The sequence below is a fragment of the Pseudomonas sp. EGD-AK9 genome (assembly GCF_000465935.2).
GTDB lineage: Bacteria > Pseudomonadota > Gammaproteobacteria > Pseudomonadales > Pseudomonadaceae > Aquipseudomonas.
On record NZ_AVOF01000562.1, the window covers coordinates 1 to 17431 of the forward strand.

20 protein-coding genes are annotated in these 17431 nt (G+C 67.5%); 2 read left to right on the forward strand and 18 right to left on the reverse strand.

Going from position 1 to position 17431, the window contains the following annotated elements:
• Positions 1-617 (forward strand): FAD-dependent oxidoreductase (locus tag N878_RS20575; RefSeq protein ID WP_021445421.1); only part of this gene is annotated, 617 nt, incomplete at its 5' end.
• 18 nt (positions 618-635) lie between these two features.
• On the opposite strand, the gene N878_RS20580 is transcribed toward N878_RS20575, so the two are convergent.
• The 8 genes from N878_RS20580 to N878_RS20615 all read right to left on the reverse strand — a co-directional run bounded on the left by N878_RS20580 (position 636) and on the right by N878_RS20615 (position 7963).
• Positions 636-2399, reverse strand: coding sequence for a diguanylate cyclase (locus tag N878_RS20580; RefSeq protein WP_021445422.1), 1764 nt, complete (start codon positions 2397-2399; stop codon positions 636-638).
• A gap of 159 nt (positions 2400-2558) precedes the next feature.
• Positions 2559-2882 carry a low molecular weight protein tyrosine phosphatase family protein gene (locus tag N878_RS20585; RefSeq protein WP_021445423.1) on the reverse strand — a complete coding sequence of 108 codons (324 nt, stop codon included), beginning with the start codon at positions 2880-2882 and terminating at the stop codon, positions 2559-2561.
• Complete coding sequence (locus N878_RS20590) at positions 2879-3409, reverse strand: GNAT family N-acetyltransferase (RefSeq protein WP_021445424.1); 531 nt, start codon at positions 3407-3409, stop codon at positions 2879-2881. The genes N878_RS20585 and N878_RS20590 overlap by 4 nt, the downstream gene beginning before the upstream one ends.
• Positions 3410-3427: 18 nt before the next feature.
• Complete coding sequence (locus N878_RS20595; protein ID WP_021445425.1) at positions 3428-3997, reverse strand: DUF1285 domain-containing protein; 570 nt, start codon at positions 3995-3997, stop codon at positions 3428-3430.
• A gap of 127 nt (positions 3998-4124) precedes the next feature.
• Complete coding sequence (locus tag N878_RS20600) at positions 4125-4727, reverse strand: DUF4823 domain-containing protein (RefSeq protein WP_021445426.1); 603 nt, start codon at positions 4725-4727, stop codon at positions 4125-4127.
• Positions 4728-5025: 298 nt separating this feature from the next.
• Positions 5026-5919: a radical SAM protein gene (locus N878_RS20605; protein WP_021445427.1), complete on the reverse strand. Its 894-nt coding sequence runs from the start codon at positions 5917-5919 to the stop codon at positions 5026-5028.
• Between the two features lie 303 nt (positions 5920-6222).
• On the reverse strand, positions 6223-7191 hold the full coding sequence (locus tag N878_RS20610; protein WP_021445428.1) for a GTP 3',8-cyclase MoaA: 969 nt from the start codon (positions 7189-7191) through the stop codon (positions 6223-6225).
• A 151-nt stretch (positions 7192-7342) separates the two neighbouring features.
• Positions 7343-7963: a TetR/AcrR family transcriptional regulator gene (locus N878_RS20615; RefSeq protein WP_021445429.1), complete on the reverse strand. Its 621-nt coding sequence runs from the start codon at positions 7961-7963 to the stop codon at positions 7343-7345.
• A 75-nt stretch (positions 7964-8038) separates the two neighbouring features.
• Here N878_RS20615 and N878_RS20620 point away from each other — a divergent pair, with 75 nt between their 5' ends.
• A complete protein-coding gene (locus tag N878_RS20620) occupies positions 8039-9172 on the forward strand; it encodes an aminotransferase class V-fold PLP-dependent enzyme (protein ID WP_021445430.1) in 1134 nt (377 codons plus the stop codon).
• A 368-nt stretch (positions 9173-9540) separates the two neighbouring features.
• On the opposite strand, the gene N878_RS20625 is transcribed toward N878_RS20620, so the two are convergent.
• From N878_RS20625 to N878_RS20670, 10 genes are all read right to left on the reverse strand, one after another.
• A complete protein-coding gene (locus N878_RS20625) occupies positions 9541-10320 on the reverse strand; it encodes a TatD family hydrolase (protein WP_021445431.1) in 780 nt (259 codons plus the stop codon).
• 168 nt (positions 10321-10488) lie between these two features.
• Positions 10489-10845 carry a PilZ domain-containing protein gene (locus tag N878_RS20630; protein WP_003245164.1) on the reverse strand — a complete coding sequence of 119 codons (357 nt, stop codon included), beginning with the start codon at positions 10843-10845 and terminating at the stop codon, positions 10489-10491.
• A 36-nt stretch (positions 10846-10881) separates the two neighbouring features.
• Positions 10882-11868 carry a DNA polymerase III subunit delta' gene (locus N878_RS20635; RefSeq protein ID WP_021445432.1) on the reverse strand — a complete coding sequence of 329 codons (987 nt, stop codon included), beginning with the start codon at positions 11866-11868 and terminating at the stop codon, positions 10882-10884.
• The gene (gene tmk, locus N878_RS20640; protein ID WP_021445433.1) at positions 11861-12493 is read right to left on the reverse strand and encodes a dTMP kinase; all 633 of its coding nucleotides are present in this window, start codon (positions 12491-12493) and stop codon (positions 11861-11863) included. Before tmk ends, N878_RS20635 begins: the two co-directional genes overlap by 8 nt.
• Before the next feature lie 9 nt (positions 12494-12502).
• Positions 12503-13555 carry an endolytic transglycosylase MltG gene (gene mltG / locus N878_RS20645; RefSeq protein ID WP_021445434.1) on the reverse strand — a complete coding sequence of 351 codons (1053 nt, stop codon included), beginning with the start codon at positions 13553-13555 and terminating at the stop codon, positions 12503-12505.
• Positions 13556-13558: 3 nt separating this feature from the next.
• Positions 13559-14374 carry an aminodeoxychorismate lyase gene (gene pabC / locus N878_RS20650; protein ID WP_021445435.1) on the reverse strand — a complete coding sequence of 272 codons (816 nt, stop codon included), beginning with the start codon at positions 14372-14374 and terminating at the stop codon, positions 13559-13561.
• Positions 14374-15618 carry a beta-ketoacyl-ACP synthase II gene (fabF, locus tag N878_RS20655; RefSeq protein ID WP_031303625.1) on the reverse strand — a complete coding sequence of 415 codons (1245 nt, stop codon included), beginning with the start codon at positions 15616-15618 and terminating at the stop codon, positions 14374-14376. The genes pabC and fabF overlap by 1 nt, the downstream gene beginning before the upstream one ends.
• Positions 15619-15731: 113 nt before the next feature.
• Complete coding sequence (gene acpP, locus N878_RS20660; RefSeq protein ID WP_003245177.1) at positions 15732-15968, reverse strand: acyl carrier protein; 237 nt, start codon at positions 15966-15968, stop codon at positions 15732-15734.
• A gap of 199 nt (positions 15969-16167) precedes the next feature.
• Positions 16168-16911, reverse strand: coding sequence for a 3-oxoacyl-ACP reductase FabG (gene fabG / locus N878_RS20665; RefSeq protein WP_021445437.1), 744 nt, complete (start codon positions 16909-16911; stop codon positions 16168-16170).
• A 15-nt stretch (positions 16912-16926) separates the two neighbouring features.
• On the reverse strand, positions 16927-17431 hold a 505-nt coding region (locus tag N878_RS20670; protein WP_021445438.1), incomplete at its 5' end, for an ACP S-malonyltransferase.

Sequence of the window (17431 nt, forward strand, 5' to 3'; positions counted from 1 at the left end):
GGATCGGCGCGGCGCTGGGCGACGGCATTCGTCCGGCGATCGAGGCGGCGTCGCGCGAGCTGGGCATCGAGTGGTGCCTGGGCCGCTCGGTGGCCTCGGTCGATGCCGATGGCGTGAGCCTGGAGGACGGCCAGCGCATCGCAGCGAATACGGTGATCTGGACCGTGGGCTTTCGCGCCAGCGAGCTGACCGCGCAGATTCCCGCGCCGCGCGACGCCCAGGGCCGGCTGCAGGTGGATGCCTGGCTCAAGGTCGAGGGCCAGGCGGCGATCTTCGCCGCCGGCGATACCGCGCGGGCGGCCACCGACGAGCTCGGCAACTTCACGGTGATGTCCTGCCAGCACGCCATCGCCCTGGGCCGCCACGCCGGCAACAACGCGGTCGCCGAGCTGATCGGCGTGGCCCCGACGCGCTACAGCCAGCCCAAGTACGTCACCTGCCTCGACCTCGGCGCCTGGGGCGCGGTGTTCAGCGAAGGCTGGGAGCGTCAGGTGAAGCTGGTGGGCAGCGAGGCCAAGGCGCTCAAGCAGCAGATCAACAGCCAGTGGATCTACCCGCCCGCGGCCGACCGCGCCCTCGCCCTGGCCGCCGCCGATCCGGCGATCCCGGTGGCCTAAGCCGCAGCGCGCCGCGGCTCAGTGGCACTCGATGCGGTTGCGTCCGCCGCGCTTGGCGCAGTACAGGGCGATATCACTGCGCGACAGGGCGGCCTCGGCGCTGGCATCGGCGGCGCGCAGCGCTGAGATGCCGACGCTGACGGCGAGGAAGATCTGCTCTCCGCCATGCAGGATCGGGGTCTTGGCCAGCTCACCCTGGATGCGCTGGGCGAAGTGCCTGGCCTGGTGCAGATCGGCGTCGCTGAGCACCGCGGCGAACTCTTCGCCGCCCATGCGCCCGGCGGCATCGGTCTTGCGCAGCTGGGCGCAGAGGATGGCCGCGAAATGCCGCAGGGCCTGGTCGCCGACGCTATGGCCCCAGCGGTCGTTGATGGCCTTGAAGTGATCCAGGTCGAACATCAGGATGGTCGCGCACTGCCCCGGGCTGCGCTGCAGCCGGGCCAGCTCGGCGTCGAGCAGCTGCATGAAGTGCCGGCGGTTGGCCAGCTGGGTCAGGAAGTCCGTGGTGGCGAAGGCTTGCAGCTCGGCCTCGATCTGCTTGCGTTCGGTGACGTCGGTGATGAAGCCGTGCCACAGCACGCTGCCGTCCTCCAGGCGGCGCGGGCAGGCCTCGCCCTGACGCCAGGCGAGCGCCTGCCCCGGCAGCTGCAGGCGAAATTCCAGGCGCCAGGGCGTCAGCTGCCTGGCGGAGGCCTCGAAGGATGCCAGGTAGGCCGCCCGATCGTCCGGATGCAGCAGCGCCGGCAACGCCTGCGCGTCGCGCAGCAGCTGCTCCGCGCTGAGCCCGCAGATGACCTCGGCGCCGGCGCTGACGTAGGAAAAGGCCGACGCGCCGTCCGGCTGGCGCCGGTACTGGAAGACCATGCCGGGAATCTCGTTGGTCAGGTCGGTCATCAGCGCGGCGCTCTGCTGCAGCCGCTCGGCCAGCGTGCGCATGGCGGTGATGTCGGTGGTGGTGCCGATCATCCGTAGCGGCTTGCCGGCACCATCGCGTTCGACCACCTTGCCGCGGCTGCACACCCACTTGTAGCGGCCATCGCGGCAGCGCAGGCGGTGCTCCACCTCGTAGGCGGCGGTGCGCTGCTCCAGGTGCGCGGCAATGGTCGCCTTGACGTAGTCCAGGTCCGCCGGGTGCACCCGCGTGTAGCTCTCCTCGATGCGATTGCCGACTTCATGGTCGGCGTAGCCGAGCAGCGCCTTCCAGCCGCTGGAATAGTGGATTTCGCCGGTGGCGACGTTGCGATCCCAGATGCCGGTGCCGCTGCCGGCGATGGCCAGGGCCATGCGCCGCTCGCTGTCGCGCAGGGCAGCGATCTCCTGGCGCTGCCAGGCGTCCGCCTCGTCGCGCCCGAGCAGCTCCAGCGCCAGACCGGCGAACTCGAGCAGCGCCTGCTGCTGCGCGGCGTCCAGCTCGCGGGGACGGTCGTCGAACAGGTAGAGCATGCCGAGCACGTCGCCGCCCGGCGCCCGCATCGGACAGGCGGCGAGGAAGCGCAGATGGGGAGCGGCCACCACCAGGTCGTGATCGCGCAGGCTGGCGTCGCGCTGCGCGTCGGCCACCAGGTACAACCCGTCGGCACACGCCCAGTTACCCAGCGGACCGACCCGGGCGAGCTGAACGGCGCTGAGGCCGGCGCAGGCACGCACCTGCCGTCGCCCTTCGCCACCGGTCAGCAGCAGCGCGGCCATGACGTCGAAATGCCGCCTGGCCAGGCGCAGCAGGCCATCGAATCGCTCGTCATTGGCGCTCGCCGGCGCATCGTTCGAATACAGGGACTGCATAGGGGCTCTGCTTCGCTAGAACTGTGGACGCCGCCTGCTATTGATAGGCCATATCCAGATCGCCGTCTAATCCTGATGGCCATATGAGGCCACCGGCAAGGGTCCGCTGAGCCTAAAGGATTCGCCGCGCCGTTGACACTGGGCATCGCCCGTCTGTTCTCAGCGCAGGTAGCGTCCAACCCGACTGTGCAACAAGGCCTGCAGCTCCGCCTGCATAAAGGCGTAGTCGTCGGCAATGTCCAGGCAGATCACCCGCTTGCCGGCCAGGGCGCGTCGGTACTGGCGCTGCAGCTTGCTGCGCTGGGCCTTTTCCATCACGAAGATCAGCGTCGCCCAGTCGAGCTGCTCGGCCGACAGGCGTACCTCGGCATCCGCCGCCAGCCCGGCGGAGTCGGTTTGCACGCCGGGCCAGGCGCCGAACAGCTGTTCGGCGGTCGGGCTGCGCAGGCGGTTGCGGCTGCAGATAAACAGCGCGCGAATCACGCGTCGCCGACTCGCTCGTACAGCTCCACCGGCTCCAGCGCGCCCTGGCAGCCGCACTGGCTGTGGCCGAGCCCCAGGTGGCGGAAGCCGGCCTTGAACAGCACCCGCCCGGACTGCGGGTTGCGCGCAAGGTGGCTGGCGTGCAAGCGGCGCAGGTGCAGGCGGGCGAAGGCGAATTCGACCAGGGCCTGGCAGGCCTCGCTGGCGTAGCCGCGGCTCCAGTAGGGCACGCCGACCCAGTAGCCGACCTCGGCCTCGCCGCGGGCGATGTCCTTGAGGGCGATGCTGCCGATCAGCTCGCCGCTGGCACGCTCGACCATGGCGAAACAGGCCACGCGACCGGCGGCCCAGTCCTGCGCGCACTGCGCGATCCAGCGCTGCGCCAGCTCCGGCGGATAGGGATGGGGAATGCTGCGGGTCACGTCGGCGATGCGAAAATCACCGGCCAGACGCGCCACCTGCGCGGCATCCTCGCCACGCAGCGGGCGCAGCAGCAGGCGTGCGGTTTCCAGCAGGGCTTCGTCCATGGTGATCCCTCGAGGTGCTCAGGCCGGCTGCGGCCCGATGGGATAGAACTGCCCGCCGCTCCACACGCCGAGCCAGGGCTGGCCGTCGATCTCGCGCTCCACCGCCAGCTCCACCAGTTGGTAGAACACGTTGCGATGGATCAGCGCCTCGAGGTTGCGCCGCACCAGCAGGTAGGGCGCAGGCTCGAGCGTTGCCGGGTCGATCTCGACGCGGATCGGGTGTTCGGCGCCGGCCGTTACCTCGTCCTCGACGTTGGTGGTGAAGCGCAGCAGCTGGGTCTCGCCCTCACCGATGACCTGCAGGGTCACGGCGACGAAGGGAGCGTCGTCGACGCGAATGCCGACCTTCTCCACCGGGGTGATCAGGAAGTAGTCGTCGCCGTCGCGGCGGATGATGGTGGAGAACAGCCGCACCATGGGTTTGCGGCCGATCGGCGTGCCCAGGTAATACCAGGTGCCGTCGCGGGCGATGCGCATGTCGATATCGCCGCAGAAGTCGGGGTTCCACAGGTGCACCGGTGGCAGGCCCTTGCCCTCGCCCTTGGGAATCTGCGCCAGCAGGTCGCCGGCCTTGCCTGGATCGCTCATGGTTTTGCTCGTCCACATTGCTGCGAACCGAAGAGGATACACCGTGGGAGGGGCTTTAGCCGCGACAACAAGCGGCGGATACCCGTCGCGGCTAAAGCCCCTCCCACAGAGCGCCAGCGACGCTCTGTCAGCGCGCCATGCCGAGCAGGCTGCGCGCGTAGTCGTGCAGCGGCGGGCCGATCAGGTCCTGCGGCTGGGCGTCGTAGAAGGTCAGAAAGCCACCGCGGCTGCGGATGCGTGCGGTGTCCACCAGGTAGCGGGTGTTGGTTTCGATCAGCATCAGCTGGATGGTCGCGCGGTCGGTGCCGAGACGGTCCAGCGCTTCCTGATCCTCCCACTCCTCGACGGTGCCGATGCGGTCGTCGCTGTAGGCGAAGCGGCTGTACAGCAGGTAGTGGGCGCCCGCGGCACGCGCCTCGGCCATGGCCTCCTCCAGCCCGCGCGGCTCGCGCGCGCGGCGGACCAGCGGGAAGTATTCGACGAAGCCGTTGAAGGCCTCCTCGGCCACTACGTTGGGCCGCGGGTAACCGTGGCCCGGCGGCACGAAATGGCCCTGGGCGATATAGATGAAGGAATCCTGCTGCAGGCGCCGCGAGGCCATGCGCTCGGTGCGGCCGTGGTCGAGAAAACCGGCGTCGCGCAGGTGATAGCCGGCGCCGCTGGCCAGGTCGCTGACCTTCATGCAGCCGGCCAGGCCCAGCAGCGCCACCAGTAGAAGCAGGTTACGCATCAATCGATCCTCCTCGTGCCGGCGACGGAAAACCGGCGGATAAGGCAGGGATGCAGATTCTGCGCCAGGCTCGCCACCAAGGGCTGCCCCCAGCATCGCGACAACGTCGCATTGCCGGTTGATCACAGCCTTATCCATGTGCCGCGATCCCCTGTAGGCTGGGTTAGGCGCATGTCGAAACCCTAATGACCCCGCACGTAACCCACCATTGGCGCAACGCGGAGAGACCGCCTGGTGGGTTACGCGGCGCGCCACTCTGGGAGTGTCCGAGGGTTCGGAGGTTGGCGCCGCTACCCCCCTACAGCCCGCGCTGCCACTCCTGACGCAGGCCGGCCTGCTGCGGCCGCTCGATGGCCTCGCGCACCTGCGCCAGCAGGCGCGCCTTGTCGCGGCCGAGATTGCCCTTGAGCACCAGGTAGTTGGAGGCGTGGGCGCTGCGAAATACCGTCTGCTGCAGCTCCAGGCCCTGCAGCAGGCGCTCGACTTCGCCGAACAGCTGCAGCTGGGTCAGCGGCTGGTAATCGGTGAACTGCTCACGAAACCGCGCCTCGCCCAGGGGGAAGCTGACCACCAGGGTGGAGAGGTATTCCGGCTGCGCGGCATTCATCAGCCGCGCCGAGTTGTCCGCGTGCTGGGCGCTGAGGGTCTGGCCGCCGAGGCCGTTCAAGATCATCACCGAACGGGTGATGCCGGCCTGGCCAAGCTTGTCCAGGGCGCTGAGGCTGGAATCAAAGGTCTCGCCCTTGTTGACCCGCGCCAGCACTTCGTCGTCGCCGGACTCGCAACCGAGGTAGGCCATCTTCAGCCCGGCGTCGGCCAGCTCCTTGAGCTCGGCCACCGACTTCTTGCGCAGGTTGCGCGGCAGGCAGTAGCTGGATACCCGGCGCACTTCGGGCATATGGCTGCGGATCGCTTCGAGAATATTGAGCAGGCGCCGCGTCGGCAGCACCAGGGCATCGCCGTCGGCGAGGAACACCCGGTTGACGATCAGCTGCGCGCCGGCGCGGCGAATCTCCTCGAGCACCTCGGCCTCGTCGCGGGCACGGAATTTCTTCTGCGGCGCCGTGTACATCTCGCAGAAGCTGCACTGGTTCCAGGAGCAACCGTTGGTCACCGGCAGAATCAGCGAGTGGGCCTCGCTGGGCGGGCGGAACACCGGCTCGATATAGGCGATGGGGAAACTGGCGGACATAGGTGACCGTGCTTGGTTGGCTGAGGCTGCGCCAGTGTAACCAGTGCAGTCGTGACTGCCGAGCCACTCCCCCTCCTGAATCGGAGGCAGAAGGTCGACACGCTGAGGAAGCGCCCCTGCGGCGCCCTGGTCAAGGTGGGCTGAAGCGGATCGCCGCCCGGCCCACCCTACAATGCGACGGGTGTCAGTCGAATGCTCAATTGAAATGCGGGCCCTACTGGTAGGGTGGGCTTCAGCCCACCAGCGATGCCAGACCCGGGCAAAGCGCAGCGCCGCCCAGGCCGGCCTGCCAAGCCGCGAGGGTCAGCCGCCGATGATCTTCATCACCGTCACGCCGCCGGAGAAGGCCAACTCCTGCTTGTCGCCGAGGGCCTTGACCAGCAGCCGCTGCAGCGCCGGCAGGGCCTGGTGGCGCGGCTTGTCCAGCAGGTCGCCGACGTAGTGGCGGTTGCTCGACGACAGGCAGCCGTGCAGCCAGCCGGTCGACGACAGGCGCAGGCGCGAGCAGGTGCGGCAGAACGGCACGCTCTCGTTGGCGATCACGCCAAAATGGCCGGCACCGGGGATGGCGTAGCGCAGCGCGGTGGCATCGACCGGGGCGTCGGCCTGGACGTAATCGTGACGGCTGCCGATCAGCTCCAGCAACTCGGGCAGGCCGACGAACTGCTGGTTGAAGGCATTGGGGTCGCGGGCCAGGTGGCCCATGCGCATCAGCTCGATGAAACGCAGCTCGAAGCCGCGCTCCAGGCAGTAATCCAGCAGCGGCAGCACCTGGTCGAGGTTCTGCCCGCGCAGCGGCACCATGTTGAGCTTAATCTTCATCCCGGCGGCGCGCGCCGCCTCCAGGCCGGCCAGCACGGTGGCCAGGTCGCCGCCACGGGCGATGCGGGCGAAGGCCTCGGCGTCGAGGGTATCCAGGGAAATGTTCAGGCGGCGAATGCCGCATTCCAGCAGCAGCGGCAGCTTGCGTTCGAGCAGCTGGCCGTTGCTGGTCAGGCTGATGTCGTCGAGGCCGAGCTGGCTGACCTGGCGCAGGAAGGGTTCCAGGCGCGGGCTGACCAGCGGCTCGCCGCCAGTGATGCGCAGGCGTTCGATGCCGGCGGCTTCGATCAGGTAGGCGACGCCGCGGGCCATGGCGTCGGCGGAGAGTTCGTCCTGCGCCGCCACCAGGCGCTTGCCGTCCGGCACGCAGTAGGTGCAGGCGTAGTTGCAGGCGGCGGTCAAGCTGATGCGCAGGTTGCGAAAGCGCCTGCCCTGACGGTCAACGATCATGGCGGACTCCGAGGGGGGATGAACCGGAGTATATCGCCGTAACCGGCCGCGGCACATGGTTCATCCAGCGGCTGAATGAGCCGAGTCGCGTTCACTATGGACAGTGGTCGCCCCGGGCATCGGCCGCGACCGGGGTCGCGGCGGGGAAGGGTTAGTCGCGCTTGCGCTTGTTGCCCATGCGCACGCCGATATCCATGAGGAACTGGAAGAAGCCTTCCTGATCCTCCAGCACGTTGCTCCAGAACGGCGAGTGGTACAGCGCCACGGCGCCGTGCACCAGCGCCCAGGCGGCGCAGTAGTGGAAGTAAGGCGGCACGTCTTCCAGCTTGCCTTCGGCGATGCGGCCCTTGATCAGCTGGGTCAGGCGTTCGAAGTTGGAGGCGCGGATCTTGTGCAGCTGCTCGACCATCTCCGGCACCTGGTTGCCCTTGACCACCTTCTCTTCCAGGCGGTCGAACAGGCGATAGCGCTGCGGGTCGCGCATGCGGAACTCGAAGTAGGCACGCGACAGCGCTTCCTTGTCGCGATCCACGTCGGCCGAATGCAGCAGGGCGTTGAGATCGCGCTCGTAGTCGAGCATCAGGCGCAGATAGATCTCCGCCTTGGACTTGAAGTGCTTGTAAATGGTGCCTTTGCCGATACCGACCGCATCGGCGATCATCTCGACGGTGACGCTGTCTTCGCCCTGTTCGAGGAAGAGTTTCAGCGCTGTGTCGAGAATCTCCTGCTCGCGGCGACGGAATTCGCGGACCTTACGGGGTTCTTTCTGCATAAAGGGACTGTGGGGTCAAAAATCGAAGCCGCGTATTATGCCTAAATGTGGCCAAATTGCACGGATCATCCGACCATGTACGTGTTTCACGATGAGTTTCCCCAAGAAAGTGGACTGCGTTATCTGAACCACGCGGCGGTGGCGCCCTGGCCGAAACGCAGTGCCGACGCGGTTCGGCGCTTCGCCGAAGCGAACGTGAGCAGCGGCGCGCGTGATTATCCGGACTGGCTGAAACTGGAGCGTAGCCTACGCGAACGATTGGTGCGCCTGCTGAATGCACCGAGCACCGGCGATATCGCACTGGTCAAGAACACCTCCGAGGCCCTGTCCTTCGTCGCCTTCGGCCTCGACTGGCGCCCGGGCGACCAGGTGATCATCAGCGACGAGGAATTCCCCTCCAACCGCGTGGTCTGGCTGGCCCTGGCGCCGCTGGGGGTGGAGGTGATCGAGGTCAGCCTGCGCGGCGTCGATGCCGAGGCCGCCCTGCTCCAGGCCATCGGGCCGCGAACCCGACTGCTGTCGATCAGCGCGGTGCAGTATGCCAGCGGCCTGCGCCTGGACCTGCCGCGCCTCGGCCAGGGCTGCCGCGCGCGCGGCGTGCTGTTTTGCGTGGACGCCATCCAGCAGCTCGGCGCCCTGCCCTTCGACGTGCAGGCCTGCGCCTGCGACTTCGCCATGGCCGACGGCCACAAGTGGCTGCTGGGGCCGGAGGGCCTGGGGCTGTTCTATTGCCGCAGCGAGCTGCGCGATCAACTCAAGCTGCACGAATACGGCTGGCACATGCTGGAACACGCCGGCGACTACAACCGCCAGGACTGGCAGCCGGCGCGCAGCGCGCGGCGCTTCGAGTGCGGCAGCCCGAACATGCTCGGCGCCTTCGCCCTGGAGGCCAGCCTGTCGCTGCTGGAAGAGGTCGGCATGCAGCGGGTCGGCGCACTGCTCGCCGAACGCGTGCAATGGCTGCTCGACGGCATCCAGGCCCTGCCCGGCGCGACGCTGCACAGCCAGGCCGATGTCGAGCGGCGCGCCGGCATCCTCACCTTCAGCCTGGCCGGACACGACAACCAGGCACTGCACCAGCGCCTGCGCGACGCCGGGGTGATCTGCGCACAACGCGGGCCAGGCGTGCGCTTTTCGCCGCATTTCTACACCAGCGCCCAGGTGATCGAGGAAACCCTGGGGCTGCTAGGCCAGCTGGCAAGAGGCTGAGAACTCAGCAGCCGCCGCGGTATTCCAAATCTGTTTAAAAAACGCACGATTTCGCCTGGACGCGCGGCAATCCTGGCCAATACTGGAGATTACTGGTGCGCGGCATCTCCCCCCAAGTGCCCCGCCAGCCAAGGTACCGTGGACCGCGTACCTTGATTTACTCCTAATGGTCTTGACCCGGATTCATCCCCCAGAACCCGGGTTTTTTTTGGCCGATGAAAATTCACCCTGATCCATAAGCGTGGCAGCGGCTTCAGCCGCGAAGCCGTTATCGGCCTGCGCGGTTGACGCGCTACGCCGCCCGGCGGCTCTGCGCAAGCCTGGTCCGGGTGCAACCCGGGATCCTGCAGCCGCGGATTGCCTCCGGGTTACACGCCGGCCAGCGGGAACAGGCGCTTGAAGTTGGCCGAGGTCTGCTCGGCCAGGACCTCGAAGCTCACGCCGCGCAGCACGGCCAGGTATTCAGCCACCTCGCGCACGTATTGCGGCAGGTTGGGCTTGCCGCGATACGGCACCGGCGCCAGGTAGGGCGAGTCGGTCTCCACCAGCAGGCGGTCGGCCGGCACCTGGCGCGCCACCTCGCGCAGCGCCTCGGCATTGCGGAAGGTGACGATGCCGGACAGCGAGATATAGAAGCCGATATCCAGCGCTGCCTTGGCCATCTCCCAGTCTTCGGTAAAGCAGTGCAGCACGCCGGCCTGCGGCAGCGCCGCCTCGCGCAGCAGCGCCAGGGTGTCGGCGCGGGCTTCGCGGGTATGCACTATCACCGGCTTGCCGGTGATGCGCGCCGCCTCCAGGTGCAGGCGGAAGGAGGCCTGCTGCAGCGCGGCGGATTCGGGTTCGTAGTGGTAGTCCAGGCCGGTTTCGCCGATGGCCACCACCTTGGGATGGGCCAGCTCGGCCAGCAGCCAGTCCAGTACCGGCGCGGCGCCCGGCTCCAGATCCAGCGGATGCACGCCCACCGAGCAGTCGACATCGGCATAGCGCTCGGCCAGCCCCTTGACCGTGGCGGCGTTGTCGGCGCTAACGCCGATGCACAGGAAATGCCCGACGCCCGCCGCGCGGGCCGCATCCAGGGCAGCGTCCAGCGAACCGCCGTGGGCGGTAAGGTCGAGACGGTCGAGGTGGCAGTGGGAATCGATCAGCACAGCGGGGAACTCGGGCAAGGGAAAGGCCCGAATTGTAATCGAAAGCAGCGGAAGGCTGGGCGCGTGGGAGAGGCTTTGGGGCGCGGGATGGGTTGAGCAGCGTAGCGCCGATACCCATCATCCAGACATCGACAGGTGCGCTGCGCTCAGCCCATGCTGCGGCTGCCGTTACATGGTATGGGTCGGACGATCGGACTTCAGCGCGCCGGCCAGGTAGGTCTCGATCTTGTTGCGGGCGGTGTTGTCGCCATCGTTGAACTGCACGCCGACGCCGGCGGCGCGGTTGCCCTGGGCGCCCTTGGGGGTGATCCACACCACCTTGCCGGCCACCGGGATCTTCTCCGGCTCGTCCATCAGGTTGAGCAGCATGAACACTTCGTCGCCGAGCTTGTAGCTCTTGTTGGTGGGGATGAAGAGTCCGCCGTTCTTGATGAAGGGCATGTAGGCCGCGTAGAGCACGGACTTGTCCTTGATGGTCAGGGACAAAATGCCGTTACGGGGGCCCAGATTGGGTGGCAAGCTCATCAGGTATTCCTGGCGTCTATTGCGTAATGCCCGATTCTAGCCCGGTCCGGGCAAGCTTGCCCACTGCACCAGTAGGGCTTCGAGAAGCAAGACACGGTTGAGGTTGGCCTTGCCGATCACCTTCTGCCGCTGCGCCAGCAGCCACTCCTGGATCGCCAGCACCTTGGCCTGGGGGGTTTTCTCGGCCAGGTATTGCACCACCTTGCGCATGTCGGCCTGGCCCAGGCCGGCCTCGTCGCGGGTCAGCTGGTAGCGCAGCATCAGCTGCGCCCAGTCGCAGAACCAGTCGAACAGCAGGTTCAGCGGCAGCGCATTCCAGCTTTCCGCCAGCTGGCTGGGGGCGATCTGCTGCTTGAGCAGCTTCTTCACCCCTTCCACCGCCTGCGCGCGCTGTTCGCGCACGCCCTGCCCCTGCAGACGCAGCGCCGCCAGCGGCGAACCGGCGGCCAGGGTCAGCAGCTCGGCGCGCTCCTCCTCGCTCGACTCGGGCAGCGCCTGGGCCAGCCAGGCCAGGCTCAGCGCCTCGCTGGGCAGCGGGCAAGCCTGCTGCACGCAGCGGCTCTTGATGGTCGGCAACAGACGGCTGGGCTGGTGGCTGATCAGCAGCAGCACGGTGGCGCCGGAGGGCTCCTCCAGGCTTTTCAGCAGGGCATTGGCGGCGTTGAGGTTCATCGCTTCGGCCGGCTCCAGCAGCACCACCTTGCGCCCGCCGAGCTGGGCGGTCTGCACCACGAAGTCGACCAGCTCGCGCACCTGATCGACCTTGATCGGCTTGTCCGCCTCTTCCGGCTCCAGCACGTAGTTGTCCGGGTGGGTGCCGGCCGCCAGCAGGTGGCAGGACTTGCACTGGCCGCAGGCGTCCAGGCCGTTCGGGCTCTGGCACAGCAGTCGCGCCATCAGGCGTTCGGCCAGGGCGCGCTTGCCGATCCCGGCAGGGCCGTGCAGCAGGTAGGCGTGGGCATGCTGGCTGCGGCCGGCGAGGTGCTGCCAGAGGCTTTGCTGCCAGGGATAGGCGTCAGCCACGGCAGATCTCCAGCAGGCTCGGCAGCAGGGCGTCGAGATCGGCCTGCACCTGGGCCAGGGTCTGTCCGGCATCCAGCACGCGGTAGCGCTGTGGGGCCTGCGCCGCGCGCTGCAGATAGGCCTGGCGCACCGCCTCGAAGAAGCCGCGGCCTTCCTGCTCGAAACGATCCAGCCGGCCACGGGCGGCGGCGCGGGCCAGGCCCACCTCCACCGGCAGGTCGAAGATCAGGGTCAGATCGGGGCGCAGCTCGCCCTGGACGAAATCCTCCAGCAGGGCGATGCGCTCGCCGGACAAGCCGCGGCCGCCGCCCTGGTAGGCGTAGGTGGCATCGGTGAAACGGTCGCACAGCACCACGGCGCCGCGCGCCAGCGCCGGGCGGATGACCTGCTGCAGGTGCTGGGCGCGCGCGGCGAACACCAGCAGCAGCTCGGTATCGCTGGCCATGGGCTCGTCGCTGGGTGCCAGCAGCAGTTCGCGGATGCGCTCGGCCAGCGGCGTGCCGCCCGGCTCGCGGGTCAGCAGCACGTCGACGCCGCGCTCGCGCAAGCACTCGGCGAGGTAATCGCGGTTGGTGCTCTTGCCGGCGCCTTCCGGGCCTTCCAGGGTGATAAACAGACCGGTCACGGGTTGCCCTTATTGAGTGTCGGCCGCACGCGGTGCGGGGCTGGAGCGATAGTCGGCACGGCGCTTGAGCTGGTACTCGCGCACCGCGCGGTTGTGCTCGGCCAGGGTATTGGAGAACACGTGGCTGCCGTCACCCTTGGCCACGAAGTACAGCGACTTGCCATCGAGCGGATTGAGCGCGGCATGGATGGCTTCGCGGCCGACCATGGCAATCGGCGTCGGCGGCATGCCGTCGATGGTGTAGGTGTTGTAGGGCGTCGGCGTGCGCAGGTCGGCACGGGTGATGCGGCCGTTGTAGCGCTCGCCCATGCCGTAGATCACGGTCGGGTCGGTCTGCAGGCGCATGCCGATACGCAGGCGGCGGACGAAGACGCCGGCGATCTCGCCGCGCTCTTCCGGCACGCCGGTTTCCTTCTCGATCAGCGAGGCCATGATCAGCGCGTCGTAGGGCTCGCGATAGGGCAGGCCCTCGGCGCGCTTGTCCCACTCCTCGGCCAGCACCGCCTCGAGGCGGGCATTGGCCTGCTTGAGCAGGTCCTCGTCGCTCATGCCGCGCACGTAGCGGTAGGTATCGGGAAAGAAGCGCCCTTCCGGGTTCTGCCCGGCCAGCCCCAGGCGCGCCATCAGCTCGGCGTCGCTAAGCTCGGCCAGGCGTTGCTCGAGACGCTCCTGGCGCGCCAGGGCGGTGCGCACCTGGCGGAAATTCCAGCCCTCGACCAGGGTCAGGCTGTACTGCATCACCTCGCCGCGCTGCCACAGGCCGAGCATGTCCTTGGCGCTCTGCCCGGGCAGCAGGCGATATTCGCCGCTGTGCAGGGCCGGAGCGCGCAGGTTGAAACGCCAGTACAGGCGCAGCCAGAAGGCGTTGTCGATCACGCCCTCGCTTTGCAGACGATTGAGCAGGCCACTGGGGGTGGCGCCGGACGGCACCTCCAGCAGCATTTCCTCGCCCAGTTGCAGGGGCTGCTCCAGCGCCTTCTGCTGTTGCCAGGCGGCCCCGACCACCAGCAGCGCAGCCAGCAGCACGCCGCACTCGAGCAGCACCAAGATCTTGCGTAGCACTAATCAGATATCCAGTAAATCGCGGACGATGGTCTGCAGTTTACGGGTGAGCGGCCCGACCGGCCAGTGCTGCGCCTGCAGGGCCCGTACCGGCCAGATGCCGTAGAGGCTGTTGCAGAGAAAGACTTCGTCCGCCGCCAGCAGTTCGTCATGGCCGATGTCGCGTACTTCCACCGGCACCCCGAGCGCCCTCGCCTGCTCCAGCAATTCGGCGCGCATCACCCCGGCGACGCCGCAGCGCGACAGTTCGGCGGTCAGCAGAGCACCGCCGCGCACCAGGAACAGGTTGCTGTAGACCCCTTCGATCACCCGCCCGCTGGCATCGCACATCAAGCCTTCGGCGTGCTCGGCATCCTGCCATTCGGCGCGAGCCAACACCTGCTCCAGGCGATTGAGGTGCTTGAGCCCGGCCAGCAGCGGCTGCTCGGCCAGACGGGTGACGCAGGGAAACAGGCGCACGCCCTGCTCGGCATGCGCGGCGGGATACTGCGGCAGCGGCGCCGCCTGCAGGATACGCAGCGGCTGACAGGGCTGCGGTGGCGCATAGCCACGCTGACCCTCGCCGCGGGTGACGATCAGCTTGGCCACGCCCTCGCCGAGCTGCCCGGCAAAGGCCTGCAGCTCGCTTTCCATCAGCGCGAGGTCGAGGGGAATGGCCAGGCGCCGACAGCCCTCGGCCAGGCGCGCCAGGTGCCGCGCCAGCAGCGGGATGCGCCCGCCACGCAAGGCGATGGTCTCGAACAGACCATCGCCGTAAGCCAGGCCACGGTCGCGCACCGGCAACTGTTCGCCGGGCGCGCCGTTGACCCAGCTCGGCATCAGCCGTGGTACCGACGGAACAGCAGCGAACCGTTGGTGCCGCCGAAACCGAAGGAGTTGGACAGCGCCACCTCGATCGGCATGGCCTTGGCCTGGTGCGCGACGAAATCCAGGTCGCAGCCTTCATCCGGCTCGTCCAGGTTGATGGTCGGCGGCGCCACCTGGTCGCGGATCGCCAGCACGCTGAAGATCGCCTCCACCGCACCGGCCGCGCCGAGCAGGTGGCCGGTCATCGACTTGGTCGAGCTGACGGACAGCTTATAGGCGTGCTCGCCGAACACGCTCTTCACCGCCGCAGCCTCGGCGATGTCGCCGGCCGGAGTCGAAGTGCCGTGCGCGTTGATGTACTGCACCTGGTCGGCGTTGATGCCCGCATCGCGCAGGGCGGCTGCCATGCAACGCGCGGCACCGGCGCCATCCTCGGGCGGCGAGGTCATGTGGAAGGCGTCGCCGCTCATGCCGAAGCCGATCAGCTCGGCGTAGATGGTGGCGCCACGCGCCTTGGCGTGTTCCAGCTCTTCCAGCACCAGGGCGCCGGCGCCGTCGGACAGCACGAAACCGTCGCGGCCCTTGTCCCATGGCCGGCTGGCCTTGGTCGGCTCGTCGTTGCGGGTGGACAGCGCTCGGGCTGCGCCGAAGCCGCCCATGCCCAGGCCGCAGGCGGCCATCTCGGCGCCGCCGGCGACCATCACGTCGGCCTCGCCATAGGCGATGTTGCGCGCGGCCATGCCGATGCAGTGGGTGCCGGTGGTGCATGCCGTGGCGATGGCGTAGTTGGGGCCCTGCAGACCCAGGTGGATCGACAGGAAGCCGGAAATCATGTTGATGATCGAGCCGGGCACGAAGAACGGCGAGATGCGCCGCGGCCCCTGCTCGTGTAGCGACCTGCAGTTGTTCTCGATATTGGTCAGGCCGCCGATGCCGGAGCCCATGACCACGCCGATGCGCTCACGGTTGGCGTCGGTGACTTCCAGACCGGCATCGCGCATCGCCTGGAAGCTGGCGGCGAGGCCGTACTGAATGAACAGGTCGAGCTTGCGCGCCTCCTTGGCGGAGAGGTACTCCTCGACGTTGAAACCCTTGACCGACCCACCGAAACGGGTGGAGTAGGCGGACAGGTCCATGTGCTCGATCAGGCCGATGCCACTGCGCCCGGCCAAAATGCCCTGCCAGCTGCTCGGCACATCGTTACCCAGCGGCGACAACATGCCCATACCGGTAACCACGACGCGTCTACGCGACACAGCAATCTCCTCTTGTTCTGCCTGATAGCGCCGGAATGCGCCTTGCACGTAAAGAAAAACCGCACGCCTGATGAGGGCAGTGCGGCTTTTCCGTGTCGGGAAGCGACGGTGACTTATTGCGCGTGCGCGGTCACGTAGTCGATGGCTTCCTGAACGGTGGTGATCTTCTCAGCTTGCTCGTCCGGGATCTCGGTCTCGAATTCCTCTTCGAGAGCCATCACCAGCTCGACGGTGTCAAGGGAGTCGGCACCCAGGTCTTCGACGAAGGAAGCGCTGTTGGTGACTTCCTCTTCCTTCACGCCCAGTTGCTCGGCAACGATTTTCTTGACGCGTTCTTCGATGGTGCTCATACCTTGTTTTCACTCCTATTGGACAAATCCAGGCAGCTAGCTGGTAGCGGCCAAGTGTATAGAAAGGGTTTTTAGCATTTCAAGCTGAATGCCGGGGAGCCCCCAGGAACACTTCAACGATCTGTCTATAAACCTGTTGCAGCTTTATAACGGATTTTAGACAGCCACTATGACAGTTTTCTGAAGGCGCTCGTCACATTCAGCTCATATACATTCCGCCGTTCACGGGGATAGTAGCCCCAGTGACGTAGGCTGCGCCATCGGAGGCGAGGAAGGCCACCACCTTGGCGATCTCCTCGGCCTGGCCCAGACGGCCCAGCGGAATCTGGGTCAGCAGCGCGTCGCGCTGGGCTTCCGGCAGTTCGCGGGTCATGTCGGTGTCGATGAAACCGGGGGCCACCGAGTTGACAGTGATCGCCCGCGAGCCCACTTCACGCGCCAGGGCACGGCTGAAACCTTCCAGGCCGGCCTTGGCCGCGGCGTAGTTGACCTGCCCGGCATTGCCCATGGCGCCGACGACGGAGCCAATGTTGATGATGCGGCCGAAACGCGCCTTGGTCATCCCGCGCAGTACCGCCTTGGACAGGCGATACAGGCTGTTGAGGTTGGTGTTGATCACGTCGTACCACTCGTCGTCCTTCATCCGCAGCATCAGGTTGTCACGGGTGATGCCGGCGTTGTTGACCAGGATCAACGGCTGACCAAGATGTTGCTGGATGTGTTCCAGGGTGCTGGCGACCGACTCGTCGTTGCTCACGTCGAGCACCAGGCCGGCGCCTTCGACGCCGTTGGCCTTGAGGGTTTCGGCGATGCGCTCGGCGCCCGAGGCGCTGGTGGCGGTGCCGATGACGATGGCGCCCTGACGGCCCAGCTCCAGGGCAATCGCCTGGCCGATACCGCGGCTGGCGCCGGTGACCAGCGCGACCTTACCTTGCAGACTCATGTTCGTTCTCCTTGCTCAGGCCAGAGCCGCGCGGGCGGCGGCAAAGGCATCCGGGGTATCCAGGTTGTGGGTGTTGACGCCCTTGACGCAGCGTTTGTTGAGGCCGCCCAGCACCTTGCCGGGACCGCACTCGACCAGGTCGGTGACGCCCTGCTCGGACAGACGCACCATCGACTCGACCCAGCGCACCGGGCTGTACAGCTGCGCCAGCAGGTCGGCCTTGAGGGTGGCCAGGTCGGACACCACGGCGGCGCTGACGTTCTGCACCAGCGGAATCTGCGGTGCCTGCCAGGCGATGGCCTCGACCGACTCGGCGAAACGCTCGGCAGCCGGCTTCATCAGCGCACAGTGCGACGGCACGCTGACCGGTAGCGCCATGGCACGCTTGGCGCCACGCGCCTTGCACGCCTCGATGGCGCGCTCGACGGCCGCCGCGCTGCCGGCGATCACCACCTGGCCCGGGGCGTTGAAGTTCACCGCGCTGACCACATCGCCCTGCGCCGCTTCGGCGCAGGCGGCC